Origin of the sequence: Martinezella paranaensis, assembly GCF_014200235.1 — a bacterium.
Classification (GTDB): Bacteria; Pseudomonadota; Alphaproteobacteria; order Rhizobiales; family Rhizobiaceae; genus Rhizobium; species Rhizobium paranaense.
The window spans coordinates 129,825-144,810 of record NZ_JACHBI010000007.1; the positions used below are offsets into that span (position 1 = coordinate 129,825).

Annotated in this window: 16 protein-coding genes; 8 read left to right on the top strand and 8 right to left on the bottom strand. The window is 59.3% G+C overall.

The features are described from left to right. Positions 1-133: 133 nt before the first annotated feature. Positions 134-2,137, bottom strand: a complete 2,004-nt coding sequence (locus GGD50_RS18260) for a HAMP domain-containing methyl-accepting chemotaxis protein (RefSeq protein ID WP_107106857.1) — start codon at positions 2,135-2,137, stop codon at positions 134-136. A gap of 420 nt (positions 2,138-2,557) precedes the next feature. Between GGD50_RS18260 and rpmH the strand changes: the two genes are divergently transcribed. From rpmH to yidC, 3 genes are read left to right on the top strand one after another with little or no spacing between them, the layout of a single operon-like run. Continuing rightward, entirely contained in the window at positions 2,558-2,692 is a 135-nt protein-coding gene (rpmH, locus tag GGD50_RS18265) for a 50S ribosomal protein L34 (RefSeq protein ID WP_041677194.1), read from the top strand. A 21-nt stretch (positions 2,693-2,713) separates the two neighbouring features. Then, positions 2,714-3,115 (top strand): ribonuclease P protein component, encoded by a 402-nt coding sequence (gene rnpA / locus GGD50_RS18270; protein ID WP_107106856.1) that lies wholly within the window; start codon positions 2,714-2,716, stop codon positions 3,113-3,115. Next, positions 3,115-4,923 carry a membrane protein insertase YidC gene (gene yidC / locus GGD50_RS18275; protein WP_107106855.1) on the top strand — a complete coding sequence of 603 codons (1,809 nt, stop codon included), beginning with the start codon at positions 3,115-3,117 and terminating at the stop codon, positions 4,921-4,923. The genes rnpA and yidC overlap by 1 nt, the downstream gene beginning before the upstream one ends. Before the next feature lie 56 nt (positions 4,924-4,979). On the opposite strand, the gene GGD50_RS18280 is transcribed toward yidC, so the two are convergent. Both GGD50_RS18280 and GGD50_RS18285 read right to left on the bottom strand, forming a co-directional pair. Beyond that, positions 4,980-5,882 (bottom strand): dihydrodipicolinate synthase family protein, encoded by a 903-nt coding sequence (locus GGD50_RS18280; protein ID WP_107106854.1) that lies wholly within the window; start codon positions 5,880-5,882, stop codon positions 4,980-4,982. 99 nt (positions 5,883-5,981) lie between these two features. Beyond that, positions 5,982-6,590 carry a LysE/ArgO family amino acid transporter gene (locus GGD50_RS18285; protein ID WP_107107042.1) on the bottom strand — a complete coding sequence of 203 codons (609 nt, stop codon included), beginning with the start codon at positions 6,588-6,590 and terminating at the stop codon, positions 5,982-5,984. 97 nt (positions 6,591-6,687) lie between these two features. Between GGD50_RS18285 and GGD50_RS18290 the strand changes: the two genes are divergently transcribed. Continuing rightward, on the top strand, positions 6,688-7,593 hold the full coding sequence (locus GGD50_RS18290; protein ID WP_107106853.1) for a LysR family transcriptional regulator ArgP: 906 nt from the start codon (positions 6,688-6,690) through the stop codon (positions 7,591-7,593). 109 nt (positions 7,594-7,702) lie between these two features. Continuing rightward, positions 7,703-8,362, top strand: coding sequence for a ribosome biogenesis GTP-binding protein YihA/YsxC (yihA, locus tag GGD50_RS18295; RefSeq protein ID WP_107106852.1), 660 nt, complete (start codon positions 7,703-7,705; stop codon positions 8,360-8,362). A gap of 56 nt (positions 8,363-8,418) precedes the next feature. Here yihA and GGD50_RS18300 read toward each other — a convergent pair whose 3' ends face one another. The 3 genes from GGD50_RS18300 to GGD50_RS18310 all read right to left on the bottom strand — a co-directional run bounded on the left by GGD50_RS18300 (position 8,419) and on the right by GGD50_RS18310 (position 10,330). Next, a complete protein-coding gene (locus GGD50_RS18300) occupies positions 8,419-8,976 on the bottom strand; it encodes a fasciclin domain-containing protein (protein WP_107106851.1) in 558 nt (185 codons plus the stop codon). 107 nt (positions 8,977-9,083) lie between these two features. Further along, positions 9,084-9,794 (bottom strand): anti-sigma factor, encoded by a 711-nt coding sequence (locus GGD50_RS18305; protein WP_107106850.1) that lies wholly within the window; start codon positions 9,792-9,794, stop codon positions 9,084-9,086. Next, positions 9,791-10,330: a sigma-70 family RNA polymerase sigma factor gene (locus GGD50_RS18310; RefSeq protein WP_107106849.1), complete on the bottom strand. Its 540-nt coding sequence runs from the start codon at positions 10,328-10,330 to the stop codon at positions 9,791-9,793. Before GGD50_RS18310 ends, GGD50_RS18305 begins: the two co-directional genes overlap by 4 nt. A 205-nt stretch (positions 10,331-10,535) precedes the next feature. On the opposite strand from GGD50_RS18310, the gene argB reads away from it, so the two are divergent. Next, the gene (gene argB / locus GGD50_RS18315; RefSeq protein ID WP_028751062.1) at positions 10,536-11,423 is read left to right on the top strand and encodes an acetylglutamate kinase; all 888 of its coding nucleotides are present in this window, start codon (positions 10,536-10,538) and stop codon (positions 11,421-11,423) included. A 100-nt stretch (positions 11,424-11,523) separates the two neighbouring features. Here argB and GGD50_RS18320 read toward each other — a convergent pair whose 3' ends face one another. Then, complete coding sequence (locus GGD50_RS18320; RefSeq protein ID WP_107106848.1) at positions 11,524-12,294, bottom strand: isocitrate lyase/PEP mutase family protein; 771 nt, start codon at positions 12,292-12,294, stop codon at positions 11,524-11,526. A 216-nt stretch (positions 12,295-12,510) separates the two neighbouring features. Between GGD50_RS18320 and GGD50_RS18325 the strand changes: the two genes are divergently transcribed. Both GGD50_RS18325 and GGD50_RS18330 read left to right on the top strand, forming a co-directional pair. After that, positions 12,511-13,215 (top strand): pyrimidine 5'-nucleotidase, encoded by a 705-nt coding sequence (locus GGD50_RS18325; protein WP_107106847.1) that lies wholly within the window; start codon positions 12,511-12,513, stop codon positions 13,213-13,215. Positions 13,216-13,328: 113 nt separating this feature from the next. Next, a complete protein-coding gene (locus GGD50_RS18330; RefSeq protein WP_107106846.1) occupies positions 13,329-13,991 on the top strand; it encodes an EF-hand domain-containing protein in 663 nt (220 codons plus the stop codon). Between the two features lie 71 nt (positions 13,992-14,062). Here the strand turns inward: GGD50_RS18330 and GGD50_RS18335 are convergent, their stop codons facing one another. Continuing rightward, complete coding sequence (locus GGD50_RS18335) at positions 14,063-14,935, bottom strand: LOG family protein (RefSeq protein ID WP_107106845.1); 873 nt, start codon at positions 14,933-14,935, stop codon at positions 14,063-14,065. Positions 14,936-14,986: the final 51 nt, after the last annotated feature.

A 14,986-nucleotide genomic window follows, 5' to 3' on the forward strand; every position in this document is an offset into this window, starting at 1 on the left:
GACGACATATCGAAGCAGATAATAGGAGATTGTGACAGTTTTTCCAATCGCCTCTGTAACAGTGCGGCCGTTAGCGCATGTCAAAGGCGGGAAAGGCGCACCAGCGCGCCTTTCCGTCTGAGCCCAGGTAGGATCAGAATTCTTCCCAGCCCTGCGCTGCGGGAGCTGCCGCGCCGCCACCCGTGAAGGCACTGGCGACCTTGCCCATCATGCGGCGTGCCGGCGATGCGACGGGGCGATGCGTTTCGGCGCGGGCCGATACGGGCGCCGAGGCGGCGCTGATGTCGACCTTGAAGCGAGCGACGAGCCGAACGAGACCATCGGCCTCGCCCGAGAGGCGATGGGTGGCGGCAGAGGTTTCCTCGACCATGGCGGCGTTGCGCTGCGTCACCTCGTCCATCTGGTTGACCGCCTTGTTCACCTCGGTGAGGCCAGTCGACTGTTCGCGGGCGGCCGTTGCGATCGAATGGATATGATCGTTGATCTTCAGCACCCGCCCCTCGATCGCCGCCAGCGCTTCGCCGGTTGCCTGCACCAGCTTGACGCCGACCTGCACCTCATCACCGGACTTGCTGATCAGCGCCTTGATGTCCTTGGCGGCCGTGGCGGAGCGCTGGGCCAGTTCGCGAACTTCCTGGGCGACGACGGCGAAGCCCTTGCCGGCCTCCCCGGCACGGGCGGCCTCGACGCCGGCATTCAACGCCAGCAGATTGGTCTGGAAGGCGATCTCGTCGATGACGCCGATGATCTGGCTGATCTCGCCGGATGCCTGTTCGATGCGGCCCATGGCATCGACGGCATTGCGAACCACCTTGCCGGAATGAGCGGCGTTCTCCTTGGCTTCCGTCACCATGACGCTCGCCTCCTGCGCCCGCTCGGTCGAGCTTTGCACGACGGCGGTGATCTGGTCGAGCGCAGCCGAGGTCTCTTCCAGGGCGGCGGCCTGCTGTTCCGTACGCTTCGCCAGATCGTCGCTGGCAGCGCGCAGTTCGTTGGTGTTGGTATTGATGGAGCCGGTCGTCTCGCGCACTTCGCGCATGGTGCTCTGGAGGGTCGCAAAGGTGCTGTTGACGTTCTGCTGCAGTTCGGCGAAGGCGCCGTGGAACTCGCCCCGCATGGTCTGGGTCAGATCGCCTTCCGCAAGGCTTGCAAGGACGCGACGGACCTCGCCGACACCAGTGTCGACGCTCGTCAGAAGCTCGTTGATATTGCCGGCAAAGCGATTGAGGTTGACGTCGCCGTAATCCTTTTCGATGCGGCGGCTGAAATCGCCGGCGGCAGCGGCGGAAACGACAAGCGACATGCTGGATTGCAGGTCGTCGCTCTTGGCACGCATGGCCGTTTCCTCGGCATTCATGCGGCGCACAGCATTGCCGTTCTGCTTGAAGACATCGACGGCGGCAGCCATGTCGCCGATTTCGTCGGCGCGGCCGGCAAAGGGAACTTCGATATCGAAATTGCCGTCAGCCACTTGCTTGATGGTCTCCGTCACCTTGCGGATCGGTCGGCTCAGATGCATGGTGCCGATATACATGCCAAGGCCGGCACCGGCGCCAATCGCCGCCACCATCATGCCGAGCACGGCCCACATGACCGTTTGGCGGAAATCCGTGACCTCGTCATCGACAACGTCGAGTGCTGCTTTGTCAGCCTGAACGACCGCATCGATCTCGGCCTGGAATGCCTTACGGTTGGCGCGATTGGCGTCGTTGTTGCCCTGCTTGTTGGCGGCCTCCGGACTGTCGTTCACACCGAGCCGAGCGGTCTCTGTTCGAAACGTACGGAATTCCCGGGCACGATCCTGCAGTTTGGAGAATTCGGTTTTCTGCTCTTCGGGAACCAGTGGCGACCAGGCAGCAATCACCTTGTCGATCTCGTCCAGGTCCTTCATCAATCCATCGGCGAAGTTCTTGGCATCCTTGGCGGTATCGGAGGCATAGATGCCGCGCGATTCCATCACGACCGCGGTGACATAGCGGTTCAGACGCTCGCCCATATAGGCACGGCTCGACGCAAGCTCGTAGGCCTGAAGCTGCCCGTCATATTGATCGACCGCGTAAAGAGCGGTTGCGCCGATCAACAGTGCGGCACCGGCCATTACGGCTACGAGCAGATTGATTTTACCACGAATCTTCAACGATATGCCCCCTCGAAGCGGAAGACCCCAAAAAGCCAGGGTTTTCCCGACATATCGCTAGATATCGACTAAAATTATTAAAGTTATCTTGCGGGCATTTCGAATATAAATTTTCAAAACACTTTCAATTAACTGACGAATTCGCGGCAATCGCCGCATCTAATATTATAAAAAGTGAAGCTTAGTAGTTAAAATACCTGCCTGCGGTTGTATCACCGGGACACGTAAGGTGCGCAAGAAGCCAGGTTCCAGGAATCTGCGCCGGTATAATTGACTTCCGGGGCCTTGATCCGTATAAGCCCGCGCACGTCCGGTCATGGAGCCTGCATTTGCCGGCCAAGCCCGTTCGCCATAATCAACAACGCTCCTTGCTTTTAAAGCAAAGCTCAAGAAGGGCCGCACTCCGCGGTGTTTAAATAAATGAAGCGTACCTATCAACCATCCAAGCTTGTCCGCAAGCGTCGTCACGGTTTCCGTGCGCGCATGGCTACCAAGGGCGGCCGCGCGGTTCTCTCCGCTCGCCGTAACCGCGGTCGCAAGCGTCTTTCGGCCTAAGGGCCGGAATGCCCGATAAAGATGGCGGGCGAATTGACGAATGAACGACCAACAAAGACTGTCGGGCGGCTGAAAAGCCGGCCGCAGTTTCTTGCAGTCCGCGAAGGCGAAAAACGCCGGGGAAGCCTCTTCCTCATCGAAGTGCTGGACCGCAAGCTCTCCGACGCCGAACCCCGCGTTGGATTTACCGTCACCAAAAAACATGGCAACGCGGTCGAACGAAACCGCATGCGGCGCAGGCTGAAAGAAGCTGTGCGACTTCATGCGGGATTTGCAATGCAGCCCGGACACGACTATGTGGTTGTCGCGCGGCGCGATGTGCTGACCGCATCTTTCGAGAAATTGACGGGCGAGCTCGTCAGCCGCATCGAAACCAGGCCGAAACACCGGCGGCCGGAAACGGACCGCTCCAGGAAAGTATGATGGAAAATAACCGCAATTACTTCATTGCAATTGCCCTGTCTGTGCTGATCGTTCTCGGCTGGCAGTTTTTCTACATGAACCCGCGCCTCGAAGCGCAGCGCCAGGCCGAACAGGCCGCCAAGCTGCAGCAGCAGACGCAGCAGGCTCAGACGACGCAGACGCAGGCCCCGGCCGCAGGCACCACCGTGAACGGCTCGGCTCCGGCGAACGGCCAGACCGCACCGACGACCCTCGACCGCAATCAATCGGTTGCCAAGACGTCGTCCTCGCGCGTCATCATCGACACGCCCGCGCTTGCCGGTTCCATCAATCTGGAAGGTGCCCGTTTCGACGATCTGCAGCTCAAGGCCTATCATGAGACGGTAGACAAGAGCAGCCCGATCATCACGCTGTTCAGCCCGGCCGACACCAAGGACGGCTATTTCACCGAACTCGGCTTTATCGGCAGCGATGTAGCCGGCACCGTTCCCGGCCCCTCGACGGTCTGGACGCTGGCCAGCGGCGACAAGCTGACCGAGAAGACGCCGGTAACGCTCTCCTATACCAACGACAAGGGCGTCACCTTTACCCGCACCATTTCGGTCGACGAACGCTACATGTTCACGATCACCGACAAGATCGCCAACGCCGGTCAGGCGCCGGTGACACTCTCGACCTATGGCCGCGTGACCCGCTACAACAAGCCGACCACGCCCACGGCCTATGTGTTGCATGAAGGCTTTATCGGCGTCATCGGCGATGATGGCCTGATCGAGACCAAATATACCGCTGCCGAAAAGGAAGCCGTCAATCCGGCGAAGGCGACCGGCGGCTGGCTCGGCATCACGGACAAGTACTGGGCCGCGACGATTGTGCCGCCGCAGTCGACCGCCTACGATGCCCACTTCTCGCACTTTACCGATGGCCAGCCACGCTATCAGGCCGACTATAAGCAGGATCCGGTCACCATCGCCCCCGGCCAGACGCAGGAGCTGAAGAGCCTGGTCTTCGCCGGTGCCAAGGAAGTTCCGGTCATCGACCGCTACGAGACGAGCTATTCGATCCCGCGTTTCGACCGCCTGATCGACTGGGGCTGGTTCTATTTCATCACCAAGCCGATGTTCAAGTTGATGGATTTCTTCTTCCACTTCTTCGGCAATTTCGGCGTCGCCATCCTCTGCACGACCATCGTCGTCAAGGCGTTGTTCTTCCCGCTCGCCAGCAAGCAATATGCCTCCATGGCGAACATGAAGCGCATGCAGCCGAAGATGGAAGAGCTGAAGGCCAAGTTCGGCGACGATCGCATGGGCCTGCAGCAGGCGACGATGCAGCTCTACAAGGAAGAGAAGATCAACCCGATCGCGGGCTGCTGGCCGGTGCTGCTGCAGATCCCGATCTTCTTCTCGCTCTACAAGGTGATCTACATCACCATCGAGATGCGCCATGCACCGTTCTTCGGCTGGATTCAGGACCTTTCTGCTCCCGATCCGACGTCGATCGTCAACCTGTTCGGCCTGCTGCCGTTTGCCGCACCGACCATCCTGCATCTGGGTGTCTGGCCGCTGATCATGGGCGTGACCATGTTCCTGCAGATGCGCATGAACCCGACGCCGCCGGACCCGACACAGGCGATGATCTTCACCTGGATGCCGCTGGTGTTCATGTTCATGCTCTCCAGCTTCCCGGCGGGCCTCGTGATCTACTGGGCGTGGAACAACACGCTGTCGGTCATCCAGCAGTCGATCATCATGAAGCGCCACGGCGTGAAGGTGGAACTCTTCGACAATCTGAAGGGCCTCTTCAAACGAAAACCGGCGCCATCGAAATGATGATACAAGCCCCGCTTCGGCGGGGCTTTTCTTTTATATGCGGATATGGTGCTGACCTACAGGCCCGAGACCGAACCCAACGTCTTCAATGCCTCCGTAACGCGCTGCCGCGCGGACGCGGGGAGCCCAAGAACGGGCCGAGGCGGCTCGAACCTGCCGAGATCGAGGGCTTCTGCGATCGCGAACATGACACGGAAGCTGCCGAATTCCTTGAACAGCGACCACAGCGGCTCGAATGCCTTGTTGATGGTTCGTGCCTTCTCCACATCACCACTTTGTGCCGCTCTCGTCAGAGCGAGCGCCTCGGCCGGCAAAAGCCCGGCAACGACGCTGTACCACGCGTCCGCTCCTGCCAGCAGAGCGTCGGCGGCGCCCCAATCGCCGCTATAACCTATCGCGAAGCCGGATTGGGTCTCCGATCTCAGGCTCTCAAGCTCTGACCGGAAATCTGCGTCCGATGGTAGCGGCATCTTTACGGCCTGGATGTTCGCAACCTTTGCCAGCCTGGCGATCAGCTTGTTGCTGAACGTGAATTTCGTGGTGCCGGGATTGTTGTAGATGCACAAGGGAAGCTGACCGGCGTCGGCCACAGCCGCGAAGTGTTCGTAGACCTCATCATCTGTCAGCGGCGTGTATGAAACTGGCGCAAGGAGAAGGGCGTCCGCTCCTGCCTGCACGGCATCGCGTGCTAAGGCTTGAGCCTCATCCGTACGCAGCGCACCGACCCCAACGATGACCGGTATCGTTCCTCCGACGGCCGACATCGCGGCATCGACGGCGCGGCGTCGCTGATCGCGAGACAGAAACATATATCCGCCCGTGCTCCCGAGCAAGCCGATCGAGTCAGCCTTCGCTGCGGCGATACGCATCAAAAGCCGAGCCAGTGCAGCGGTATCGACGACGCCGGGCTCATCGGTTGGCGTGATCGGAAAAGCCGAAAGACCGTGAAAAAGCGTCATACCCTGTTCCCTTCTGAACTCGCGAAAGTAGGAGCTTCATGCCCGCCGCGCCTTCCAATGCAGGTCGTATGGCATGGCGTTCCTCGATCCCGGCGAACTTCACATTCCGCCGAGAAGTTTGAAAGCGATCAGCCACATGACGCAAGCGACGATTGCCTCGAGAATGCGCCAGGACGCCGGCCGCGAAAAGATAGGCTTAAGTCGGGTCGCGCCGTATCCCAGTGAAAAGAAAAACAGGAACGACCCCGTCATGGCCCCTGCGGCAAACTCCGCCTGATGTCCTGGAAAGCGTGTCGCGATCGTTCCGAGAAGCACGACGGTGTCGAGGTAGACGTGAGGATTGAGCCAGGTCAGGGCGAGGCACATGGCCATGGTCTTGCCGAAGCTCGCCGAACTGCTGTTCGCCACCGAGAGAGCGCCGGTGGATCGTATCGCGGATAACAGGCTTTTCGCCCCATACCAGACGAGAAATGCCGTCCCGCCATAACGCATGGCGGGATCGAGCCATGGCAGCACTGCGATGACCTGCTTTAAGCTCGTAACACCAATCACGATGAGAACAGCGTCCGACAGAGCGCAAGCAAGGCAGACCGCAAAGACGTATTCGTGGCGCAGACCTTGGCGAAGAATGAACGCGTTTTGCGCGCCAATGGCGACAATGAGACTGAGCCCCATCGTCATTCCGGTAAAATATGTCGAAAAGTCCATGCCCAAATCGCCCGCCTGAAAACCTCTCGGCTCCATAGACCGGGGCGCTGATTTAGGGTACTTAAACCTACTAACTCTGATTAAGTACAGCTTATCCATGATCGACTACCCGGCTCTTCGCGTTCTCTTCGCCGTTGTTCAATCTGGCAGCTTCGAAAAAGCGGCGGCGGTATTGAACGTCACGCCATCGGCTGTTTCTCAGCGGATCAAGCAACTCGAAGAACGGGTCGGCACCGCACTTGTCATCAGAGGGACGCCCTGCATCGCCACGGAACAGGGCGACTGGCTTTGCCGGCACATGGAAAACGTCGGCATTCTGGAAAGCGAATTGCTCGAACATCTCCCCTCTCTCAGCGAGCGTGGAAAACTTCAGCAGCGGGTCACGCTTCAGGTCGCGACGAACGCCGATAGCCTTGGAACCTGGTTTCTGGAAGCAGCGGCGCAGTTCGCCAAAACCTCCGACTATCTTCTCAATGTCTCGGTAGACGATCAGGATTACACGGCGGAATGGCTTCAGCGCGGAAGGGTCATTGCTGCCGTCACCAGCATGGAACAACCGATTTCCGGATGCCGCCGATATTCCCTGGGCGCTATGCGCTACCATGCCACGGCAAGCCCCGACTTTATTCGGCGGTATTTTCCGGGCGGCGTGACGCCGGAGGCCATAGCCATCGCGCCTTCATTGATCTTCAGCCAGAAGGATCGCCTTCAGATCGATTGGCTCCAGCGTGTGTTCGGAGGAGTTGACCGCAACGTGCCAACACACTGGCTGCCCTCCACACAAGGTTTCGTGGAAGCCAGCCTGCGAGGGATGGGCTGGGGTATGAACCCGGTTCACCTCATCCAGGACCATATTCGGGCCGGCCGGCTGGTCGAACTGGTGCCGGAAACGCCGCTTGATGTCACCCTCTACTGGCAGATTAGCCGTCTCGCCGCAGACCGGCTTGCGCTGCTGACCCAAACCGTCATCGACGTTGCAAAAAGATCGCTGATTCCGTCGTGACGACCACCATGGGCCGCCAACACCAACGATGAGCTGGCGATCAAAACTTGACTTTCGCGGGTAAAACCTCGAAGCCAGTCAGCCAAGTGAACCGGAAGACCGCGAGCGCATGGCAGAACAGACGACAAAAGACGACAAGCCGCTTTTCGGGCGCCCCTGGATCTTCATCCGCGGCGTGCCGTCCATGAAGTTCCTGCCGCCGGAGGGGCCATTGGAAGTGGCGTTTGCCGGACGCTCGAATGTCGGCAAGTCGTCGCTGATCAATGCGCTGGTCGGCCATAAAGGTTTGGCGCGCACCTCGAACACGCCGGGCCGCACACAGGAACTCAACTATTTCGTCCCCGACGGCTTTTCCGGCGAAGGCACCGACCTGCCGCCGATGGCCTTGGTGGATATGCCTGGCTACGGCTATGCCGAAGCGCCGAAGGATCAGGTGGATGCCTGGACGAAGCTGGTTTTCGACTATCTGCGGGGCCGGGCGACGCTAAAGCGCGTCTATGTGCTGATCGACAGCCGTCACGGCATCAAGAAAAACGACGAAGAAGTTCTGTCGCTGCTCGACAAGGCCGCCGTTTCCTACCAGATCGTGTTGACCAAAACCGACAAGATCAAGCCCGCGGGCCTGCCGAAGCTGATGGCCGATACGGCTGAAAAGATCCGCAAACGCCCCGCCGCCTATCCCGGCATCCTCGCCACCTCCTCGGAAAAGAGCGAGGGCCTGCAGGAACTACGTCAGGCAATCGGACTCACCGTCGGCATTGCCGTCTGACAAAAAAAGCCGCCGCCCTCGACGCTCGAAGGCGGCGGCAGCTTTGCCGATGGTCGTTACATTTTCGGCAATAACACCTTGTCGACCACATGGATCACGCCGTTCGACTGCTTGACGTCGGCGATGGTGATGTGGGCGGTGCCGCCGGCTTCGTCGGTCAGCGTCAGCTTGCCGCCCATCTCGGTGGCCTTGATCGTGCAGCCGCCGACCGTCTTCAGGTCGTACTCGCCGCCATTGCCCATCGACATCTTCTTGATGGCGGCCGCCATGTCATCGCCAGCAACGACATGACAGGTCAGCACCTTCGTCAACATCGCCTTGTTTTCCGGCTTCAGCAGCGTCTCGACCGTGCCGGGCGGCAGCTTCTTGAAGGCTTCGTTGGTGGGCGCGAAGACGGTGAAGGGGCCTTTGCCTTCCAGTGTGTCGACAAGGCCGGCAGCCTTGACGGCGGCGACCAGCGTCGTGTGGTCCTTCGAGTTGACGGCATTTTCAATGATATTCTTATTGGCGAACATCGGCGCGCCGCCGACGGTCGGGTTCTTCGCATAGACGAGGCCGGTCGCGGCTGAAAGCGTTACGGCCACAGCGGCGATGCGGATTGCGGTCTTGATCATGGCTTGTCCTCTTCCTCTCTTGCCCCGATCAGGCGGGGTCAGAGCAAGATACGGAGGCGCCGAAAGAAGAGTTTCAGCCGCAGTTCTTTTTTCGGAAAAAGATGTCTTCAGGGCAGATGGATGGTGCCGGAAGCGATTACGTCACCCGTGGGCTTGCCCGTCGGCGAACCGCCGAAAGGTTCGACGCTGACGGCGATGATGGCGCCTTCCGTCAGTTTGCCGTGAATCTCCTGCGGCAGAACGATCTCACCCTCGCCGGTCTGCGGCAAGACGCCGAGCGCCTCGGCCGGCTCGCTGCCACGGATCAGCCAGAGTTCCAGCGATTTTTCCTGGGGTTGACCGGCGGCGACCGGTGTCACCTTCAGCCGCCCGCTTGTGACGTCATAATCAGCCAGCAAGTTGATAGCGCTGCTCTGTCCGGCAAGGGAAGCGGTGAGCTGCCTACCCGGTGTCGGTTTCGAGACGCTGTTGGTGACGGTGAAAACCAGGACGCCGGCTGCGATAAACAACGAACCGAAGGCGACTGACCGCCAAAGAAGCAGCGAATTCCAGAGATGAGCACCGAAAGCGGCATCTCCGAAAATGCGCCTCTCGATCTTGGGGAACACTGAGGCCGCCGGCGCGACCATATCGTAATCGTCGTTGAAGCCCGAAAGATTCTGCTCCCAGCGACTGACGATAGCGGCAAACTGCCGATCGCTGCGCATGCGTCGCTCTACCTTTTGTCGGTCCTCCAATGACAGCACGCCAAGCACATATTCTCCGGCCAGGACTTCATCGCGGGAGCGGCCTCCCTTGCTTTGATCGGGCGTACTCATCGGTCCATGCACTCTCTCAGTCTAATCAGGCTTCGGCGCAGCCAGGTACGCATTGTATTCAAAGGCACCGCATATTGCTCAGCTAGTTCCTGGTAGCTCAGGCCGTCCACATAGGCGCTGCGAACAGCCTTGGCTCGATCAGCTTCCAACTCTTCCATGCACCTGTCAATGCGCCTTCCCTCTCCCTTCACCATTGCCTGCTCTTCGGGGCCAGGTTCGGTATCGGCAAGATCATAGGCGGTATCAATTTCATCTGCGACAGGTTTTCGGGCACGGATAGCATCGATCGATTGATTGCGCGCAATCGTGGTCAGCCACGGCATTGCCGGCCCTTCCGAGGCGATAAAACGCTCGGCCCGCTGCCAGATTTTCACGTAGATTTCCTGCAAAACTTCCTCGGCATCCGTCCTGTTGCCGAGGATACGCAGGCAGACGGCATAGAGTTTCGGACTGGTCCTTTTGTAGAGCACGGCAAAAGCTTTCTGGTCGCGCATCGCGACCCGGCCGATGAGCGCCTCTATCTCCTCGCTCGCCATCCGATCCCCCCGATCGCGGCTTCTTCATATTAACTTAAGCGAAAACTATCCGGCGACAAGCTCACTCAAAGGGCAACAAGCTCATTCAAAGGATGAGACTGCGCGGGACGCGCGATATGACGCAGGAAAAACTAATCCTGTCATCATTATTCCCTCTGTCAAAAACTTGAGATAAAAGGCCGCGAACAATTGTACGGGGTGCCCCATGTCCGAATCCCAAAGCGAACTCCAAGCCAGCCTGCTGGCGCAGGCCCTGCCCTACATGCAGCGCTATGAAAACAAGACCATCGTGGTGAAATACGGTGGCCATGCCATGGGCAATGCCGAGCTTGGCAAAGCTTTTGCGGCCGATATCGCACTTCTGAAACAGTCGGGCGTCAACCCGATCGTCGTCCACGGCGGCGGCCCGCAGATCGGCTCCATGCTGACGAAGATGGGCATCGAATCGAAATTCGAAGGCGGCCTGCGCGTGACTGACGCCAAGACCGTCGAGATCGTCGAAATGGTGCTGGCCGGCTCGATCAACAAGGAAATCGTCGCGCTGATCAACCAGACCGGCGAATGGGCGATCGGCCTCTGCGGCAAGGACGGCAACATGGTCTTCGCCGAGAAGGCGCATAAGACCATCAAGGACCCGGATTCCAACATCGAGCGCGTGCTCGATCTCGGCTTCGTCGGCGAGGTGGTCGAAGTCGATCGCACGCTGCTCGACCTGCTTGCCAAGTCCGAGATGATCCCGGTCATCGCTCCGGTCGCCCCTGGCCGTGATGGCGCAACCTATAACATCAACGCCGACACCTTCGCCGGCGCCATTGCCGGCGCGCTCAGCGCCACCCGCCTGCTCTTCCTGACCGACGTTCCGGGCGTGCTCGACAAGCAGGGACAGTTGATCAAGGAACTCTCCGTCGCCCAGGCACATGCGCTGATCGCCGACGGCACGATTTCCGGCGGCATGATCCCGAAGGTCGAGACCTGCATCGACGCCATCAAGGCGGGTGTCCAGGGCGTCGTCATCCTCAACGGCAAGACCGCCCATTCCGTGCTGCTCGAAATCTTTACCGAACACGGGGCCGGCACGCTGATCGTCCCTTAAGAAAAACGCGCCCTCTCCAAGTCTGGAAAGGGCGCTGTTCTCGCTTTGTCGGCAATTGCGCGTTCAACCGAAAACGGTCAACCGCGTCGGGGCATGACGATCAAGTCTGCTGATAGAGCGCCTCGGCCTCGCTCTTCAGCATTCCCATCACTGTCCGGTAGGGAGCGGGGCCGTAGCTGATGCGGCTGACGCCGAGCCTGCCCATCGCAATGTTGTCGGGTGTTGTCGGACGCACCATGATGTTGACCGGCAGAGGAGAGCGATCACAGACGGCTTCGATCAGATCGGCGTCCACAAGCCCCGGCGTGAAAAAGCCGCTGGCGCCGGCCTCCGCAAAAGCATCGGCGCGCCGGTAGGCTTCATCCAGCAGAATCTGATGATGGGCGGTATCGCTTTCCTGTAGGAAAAGATCGGTGCGGGCATTGATGAATAGCGGCATTTCCCGCCGATCGGCCATCTCCCGGATGGCGCGGATACGGGCCACCTGCATCTCTATCGGATGAACGCCGCGGCCGCCGACCACCTGATCCTCGAAATTGATGCCGACTGCGCCATGATCCATAATCTTTTCGACATTGGCGGCGACAGCGTCCGGCTCTATGGCATAGCCGCCTTCGAAATCGACGGAGAGCGGCAGGGGGCTCGTCACTGAAATCAGGCGGGCGATGACCGCCAGCAACGATAGCGGTATCGCCTCGCCATCGCCGAACCCATTGGCGGCAGCGACCGACCAGCTCCCGGTGGCCAGCGCCTTGGCTCCTGCTTCGGTGACCACCTTGGCCGAGCCGGCATCCCAGATATTGAAGAGGATCAGCGGATCGCCCTTCCGATGCAGCCGGGCAAACTCCGCTGCCTTTTCTACCTGACTCATCTTGTCCCCTCCTCAAAAGCCCCACCGGGCGCATCGTGTCCTTCGTAACCGAAGAGGCACAAACTCCTCTCCCCTCCGGCAAATAGTGCAAAACCTTAGAAATCAATCGGTAAAACCATAGCCTGCATTGGAATAGCCGGCAATGTCTGCAGCATTTCTCATATACGCCGCATATTTTCCTTTTCCTCAAGCAATAGTGCGTGCCATAAGGCCGCCATGACCCAAACGAGAACGCTGCCTGAACCCGCCGATTTCTCGGATATCCGCGACTGGGTATTCGATCTCGACAACACGCTCTATCCTCATCATGTCGATCTCTTCGCGCAGATCGACAAGAACATGACGTCATATGTTTCGGCGCTCCTGCAAATGGAACGGGACGAGGCGCGAAAGCTGCAGAAGCAATATTATCGCGACCACGGCACGACGTTGCAGGGGCTGATGATCCATCATCGCATCGACCCCAATGATTTCCTGGAGAAGGCGCATGCGATCGATTACTCGGCTCTGATGCCCCAGCCGGAACTCGCCGCCGCCATCAAGGCGCTGCCGGGGCGCAAATTCATCTTCACCAATGGCAGCGTCAAGCATGCGCAGGCGACCGCCGGCGCGCTCGGCATCCTCGACAACTTCGATGATATTTTCGACATCGTCGCCGCCGATTACGTGCCGAAACCGGCCGGCAGCACCTATGACAAGTTCATGAGCCTCAACCGGGTGGATACCACGCGGGCCGCGATGTTCGAGGACCTGCCGCGCAATCTTACCGTGCCGAAAGCGCTCGGCATGAAGACAGTGCTGCTCGTACCGCAGAATCTTGAGGGCACCGTGGTCGAATGGTGGGAGAAGACGAGCGGCGAGGACGATCATATCGACTATGTGACCGACGATCTCACCGCTTTTCTCAAAACACTCGTTTAACGGTTTTTTAGGATCGGGTTACGAAAGTTTCATCCGCCTTACCGATGTTTAATTGGCCGTTTTTTGCCCTCAGCCGTATCGTTTGACCATTCTTCAGCACGAAAGGAAAAACGATGAACGGGAAAAAAATTCTTCTGGCAGGACTTTCCGCAACGCTTCTGGTCGGCGCCGCCGTCCAGGCAAGTTTTGCCGCTCCGCAGGGCAATGACGACATGCGCGGCCACGGCGGTCGCTGGCATCACCCGGGCTTTTCACCGGAAGTCGCCTATGTGCGCATGCTGAAGCAATTCGACACCAATGGCGACATGAAGATTTCCAAGGACGAGCTCAAGGCCGGTGTCGACAAGATCTTCGATGAGATCGACACGAACAAGGACGGCGAGATCACCCCCGGTGAACTGCGCGCCTATCGCCAGGAACGCGTCAAGCAGTGGAAGGCCGAGCACGCCAAGGACGGCGACGATCAAGCTCAAGCTCAAGCTGATCAAGGCAAGGGTGACCAGGGCAAGGGCGATCAGACCCAAGGCGATCAAGCCCAAAACGGCGACAATCAGGATGGCGGCAAACATCACGGTCACCACCCGCGCGGCCACTTCATGCACGAAGCCGCTATGATGCGCACCACCCTGTTGTTCCAGCGTATCGATACGGATGAAAACGGTCAGATCAGCAAGCAGGAGGCCGAAGACGCCGGCAACAAGCTCTTCGACCGCATGGACCGCAACCATGACGGCGTGATCTCGCTGGACGACATGCCGAACCGTCCGCTGCTCTGACTATTCGATTGGGTATAATTTCTTAGGACAAAGAGGCCCGCCTCGCAGATGCGACGGCGGGCCTTTCAATTTTAATGTCCGTTGTCGTGCTCGTAGAAATCCGCGACGATCTTCCAGGCGTCATCGGCGGTGTCGACGAAGCTGATCAGCTTGACGTCGTCGGGCGCGATGGTGCCGAATTCGGCGAGCGCATCGAAGTTGATGATATCACGCCAGAATTTTTCGCCGAAAAGGATCAGCGGCAGGCGTTCCATGCGGCCGGTCTGTATGAGGGTCAAGCATTCGAACAGCTCGTCCAGCGTGCCAAAACCACCCGGAAACACCGCAATCGCCTTGGCGCGCACCATGAAATGCATCTTGCGGATCGCGAAATAATGGAAATTGAAGCTGAGTTCCGGCGTCACGTAGACGTTCGGCGCCTGTTCGTGCGGCAGCACGATGTTGAGGCCGATGGAGGGCGCCCCCTCTTCCGAAGCACCGCGATTGCCGGCCTCCATGACGCCGGGGCCGCCGCCGGTGACCACCACATATTCATGGAAATCGAAACCGGCGGAATAGCGCGCGCAAAGCCTCGCGAATTTACGGGCTTCCTCGTAATAAACCGATGCCGCTTCGAGATTGGCCCGCTGCACCTCGTTGCGGGCCGCCCAGGCGCTAGTGCCGGGCGCGGGAATACGCGCGCCGCCGAACATGACCACCGTCGATTTGATGCCGCGTTCGGTGAGAGACATCTCGGTCTTCAAAAGTTCGAGCTGCAGCCGGATCGGCCGCAGTTCCTCGCGGCAGAGGAAATCCTCGTCGGCATAGGCGAGCCGGTAGGACGGCGACATGGATTGCGGCGTCTTCGGTACGGATTCGGCGCGTTTCTTGTCGGTCGAGCTCGACTTCAAAGGGTCCCATACCCCATCCTTGCGCCTCAGCCTGCCGTTCTTCGCCTTGCTCATATACTCATGCCTTTCAAATCGATCATGACGGGCCACTCACCCGCGGAGAGG

Excerpts from the sequence above, each read along its gene's own strand:
- GGD50_RS18305 (WP_107106850.1), bottom strand. The coding sequence starts at position 9,794 with ATGAGTACGCCCGATCAAAGCAAGGGAGGCCGCTCCCGCGATGAAGTC.
- GGD50_RS18325 (WP_107106847.1), top strand. The coding sequence starts at position 12,511 with ATGACCCAAACGAGAACGCTGCCTGAACCCGCCGATTTCTCGGATATC.
- GGD50_RS18320 (WP_107106848.1), bottom strand. The coding sequence starts at position 12,294 with ATGAGTCAGGTAGAAAAGGCAGCGGAGTTTGCCCGGCTGCATCGGAAG.
- argB (WP_028751062.1), top strand. The coding sequence starts at position 10,536 with ATGTCCGAATCCCAAAGCGAACTCCAAGCCAGCCTGCTGGCGCAGGCC.
- GGD50_RS18290 (WP_107106853.1), top strand. The coding sequence starts at position 6,688 with ATGATCGACTACCCGGCTCTTCGCGTTCTCTTCGCCGTTGTTCAATCT.
- GGD50_RS18300 (WP_107106851.1), bottom strand. The coding sequence starts at position 8,976 with ATGATCAAGACCGCAATCCGCATCGCCGCTGTGGCCGTAACGCTTTCA.
- rnpA (WP_107106856.1), top strand. The coding sequence starts at position 2,714 with ATGGCGGGCGAATTGACGAATGAACGACCAACAAAGACTGTCGGGCGG.
- rpmH (WP_041677194.1), top strand. The coding sequence starts at position 2,558 with ATGAAGCGTACCTATCAACCATCCAAGCTTGTCCGCAAGCGTCGTCAC.
- GGD50_RS18330 (WP_107106846.1), top strand. The coding sequence starts at position 13,329 with ATGAACGGGAAAAAAATTCTTCTGGCAGGACTTTCCGCAACGCTTCTG.
- yidC (WP_107106855.1), top strand. The coding sequence starts at position 3,115 with ATGGAAAATAACCGCAATTACTTCATTGCAATTGCCCTGTCTGTGCTG.
- yihA (WP_107106852.1), top strand. The coding sequence starts at position 7,703 with ATGGCAGAACAGACGACAAAAGACGACAAGCCGCTTTTCGGGCGCCCC.
- GGD50_RS18310 (WP_107106849.1), bottom strand. The coding sequence starts at position 10,330 with ATGGCGAGCGAGGAGATAGAGGCGCTCATCGGCCGGGTCGCGATGCGC.
- GGD50_RS18285 (WP_107107042.1), bottom strand. The coding sequence starts at position 6,590 with ATGGACTTTTCGACATATTTTACCGGAATGACGATGGGGCTCAGTCTC.
- GGD50_RS18280 (WP_107106854.1), bottom strand. The coding sequence starts at position 5,882 with ATGACGCTTTTTCACGGTCTTTCGGCTTTTCCGATCACGCCAACCGAT.
- GGD50_RS18335 (WP_107106845.1), bottom strand. The coding sequence starts at position 14,935 with ATGAGCAAGGCGAAGAACGGCAGGCTGAGGCGCAAGGATGGGGTATGG.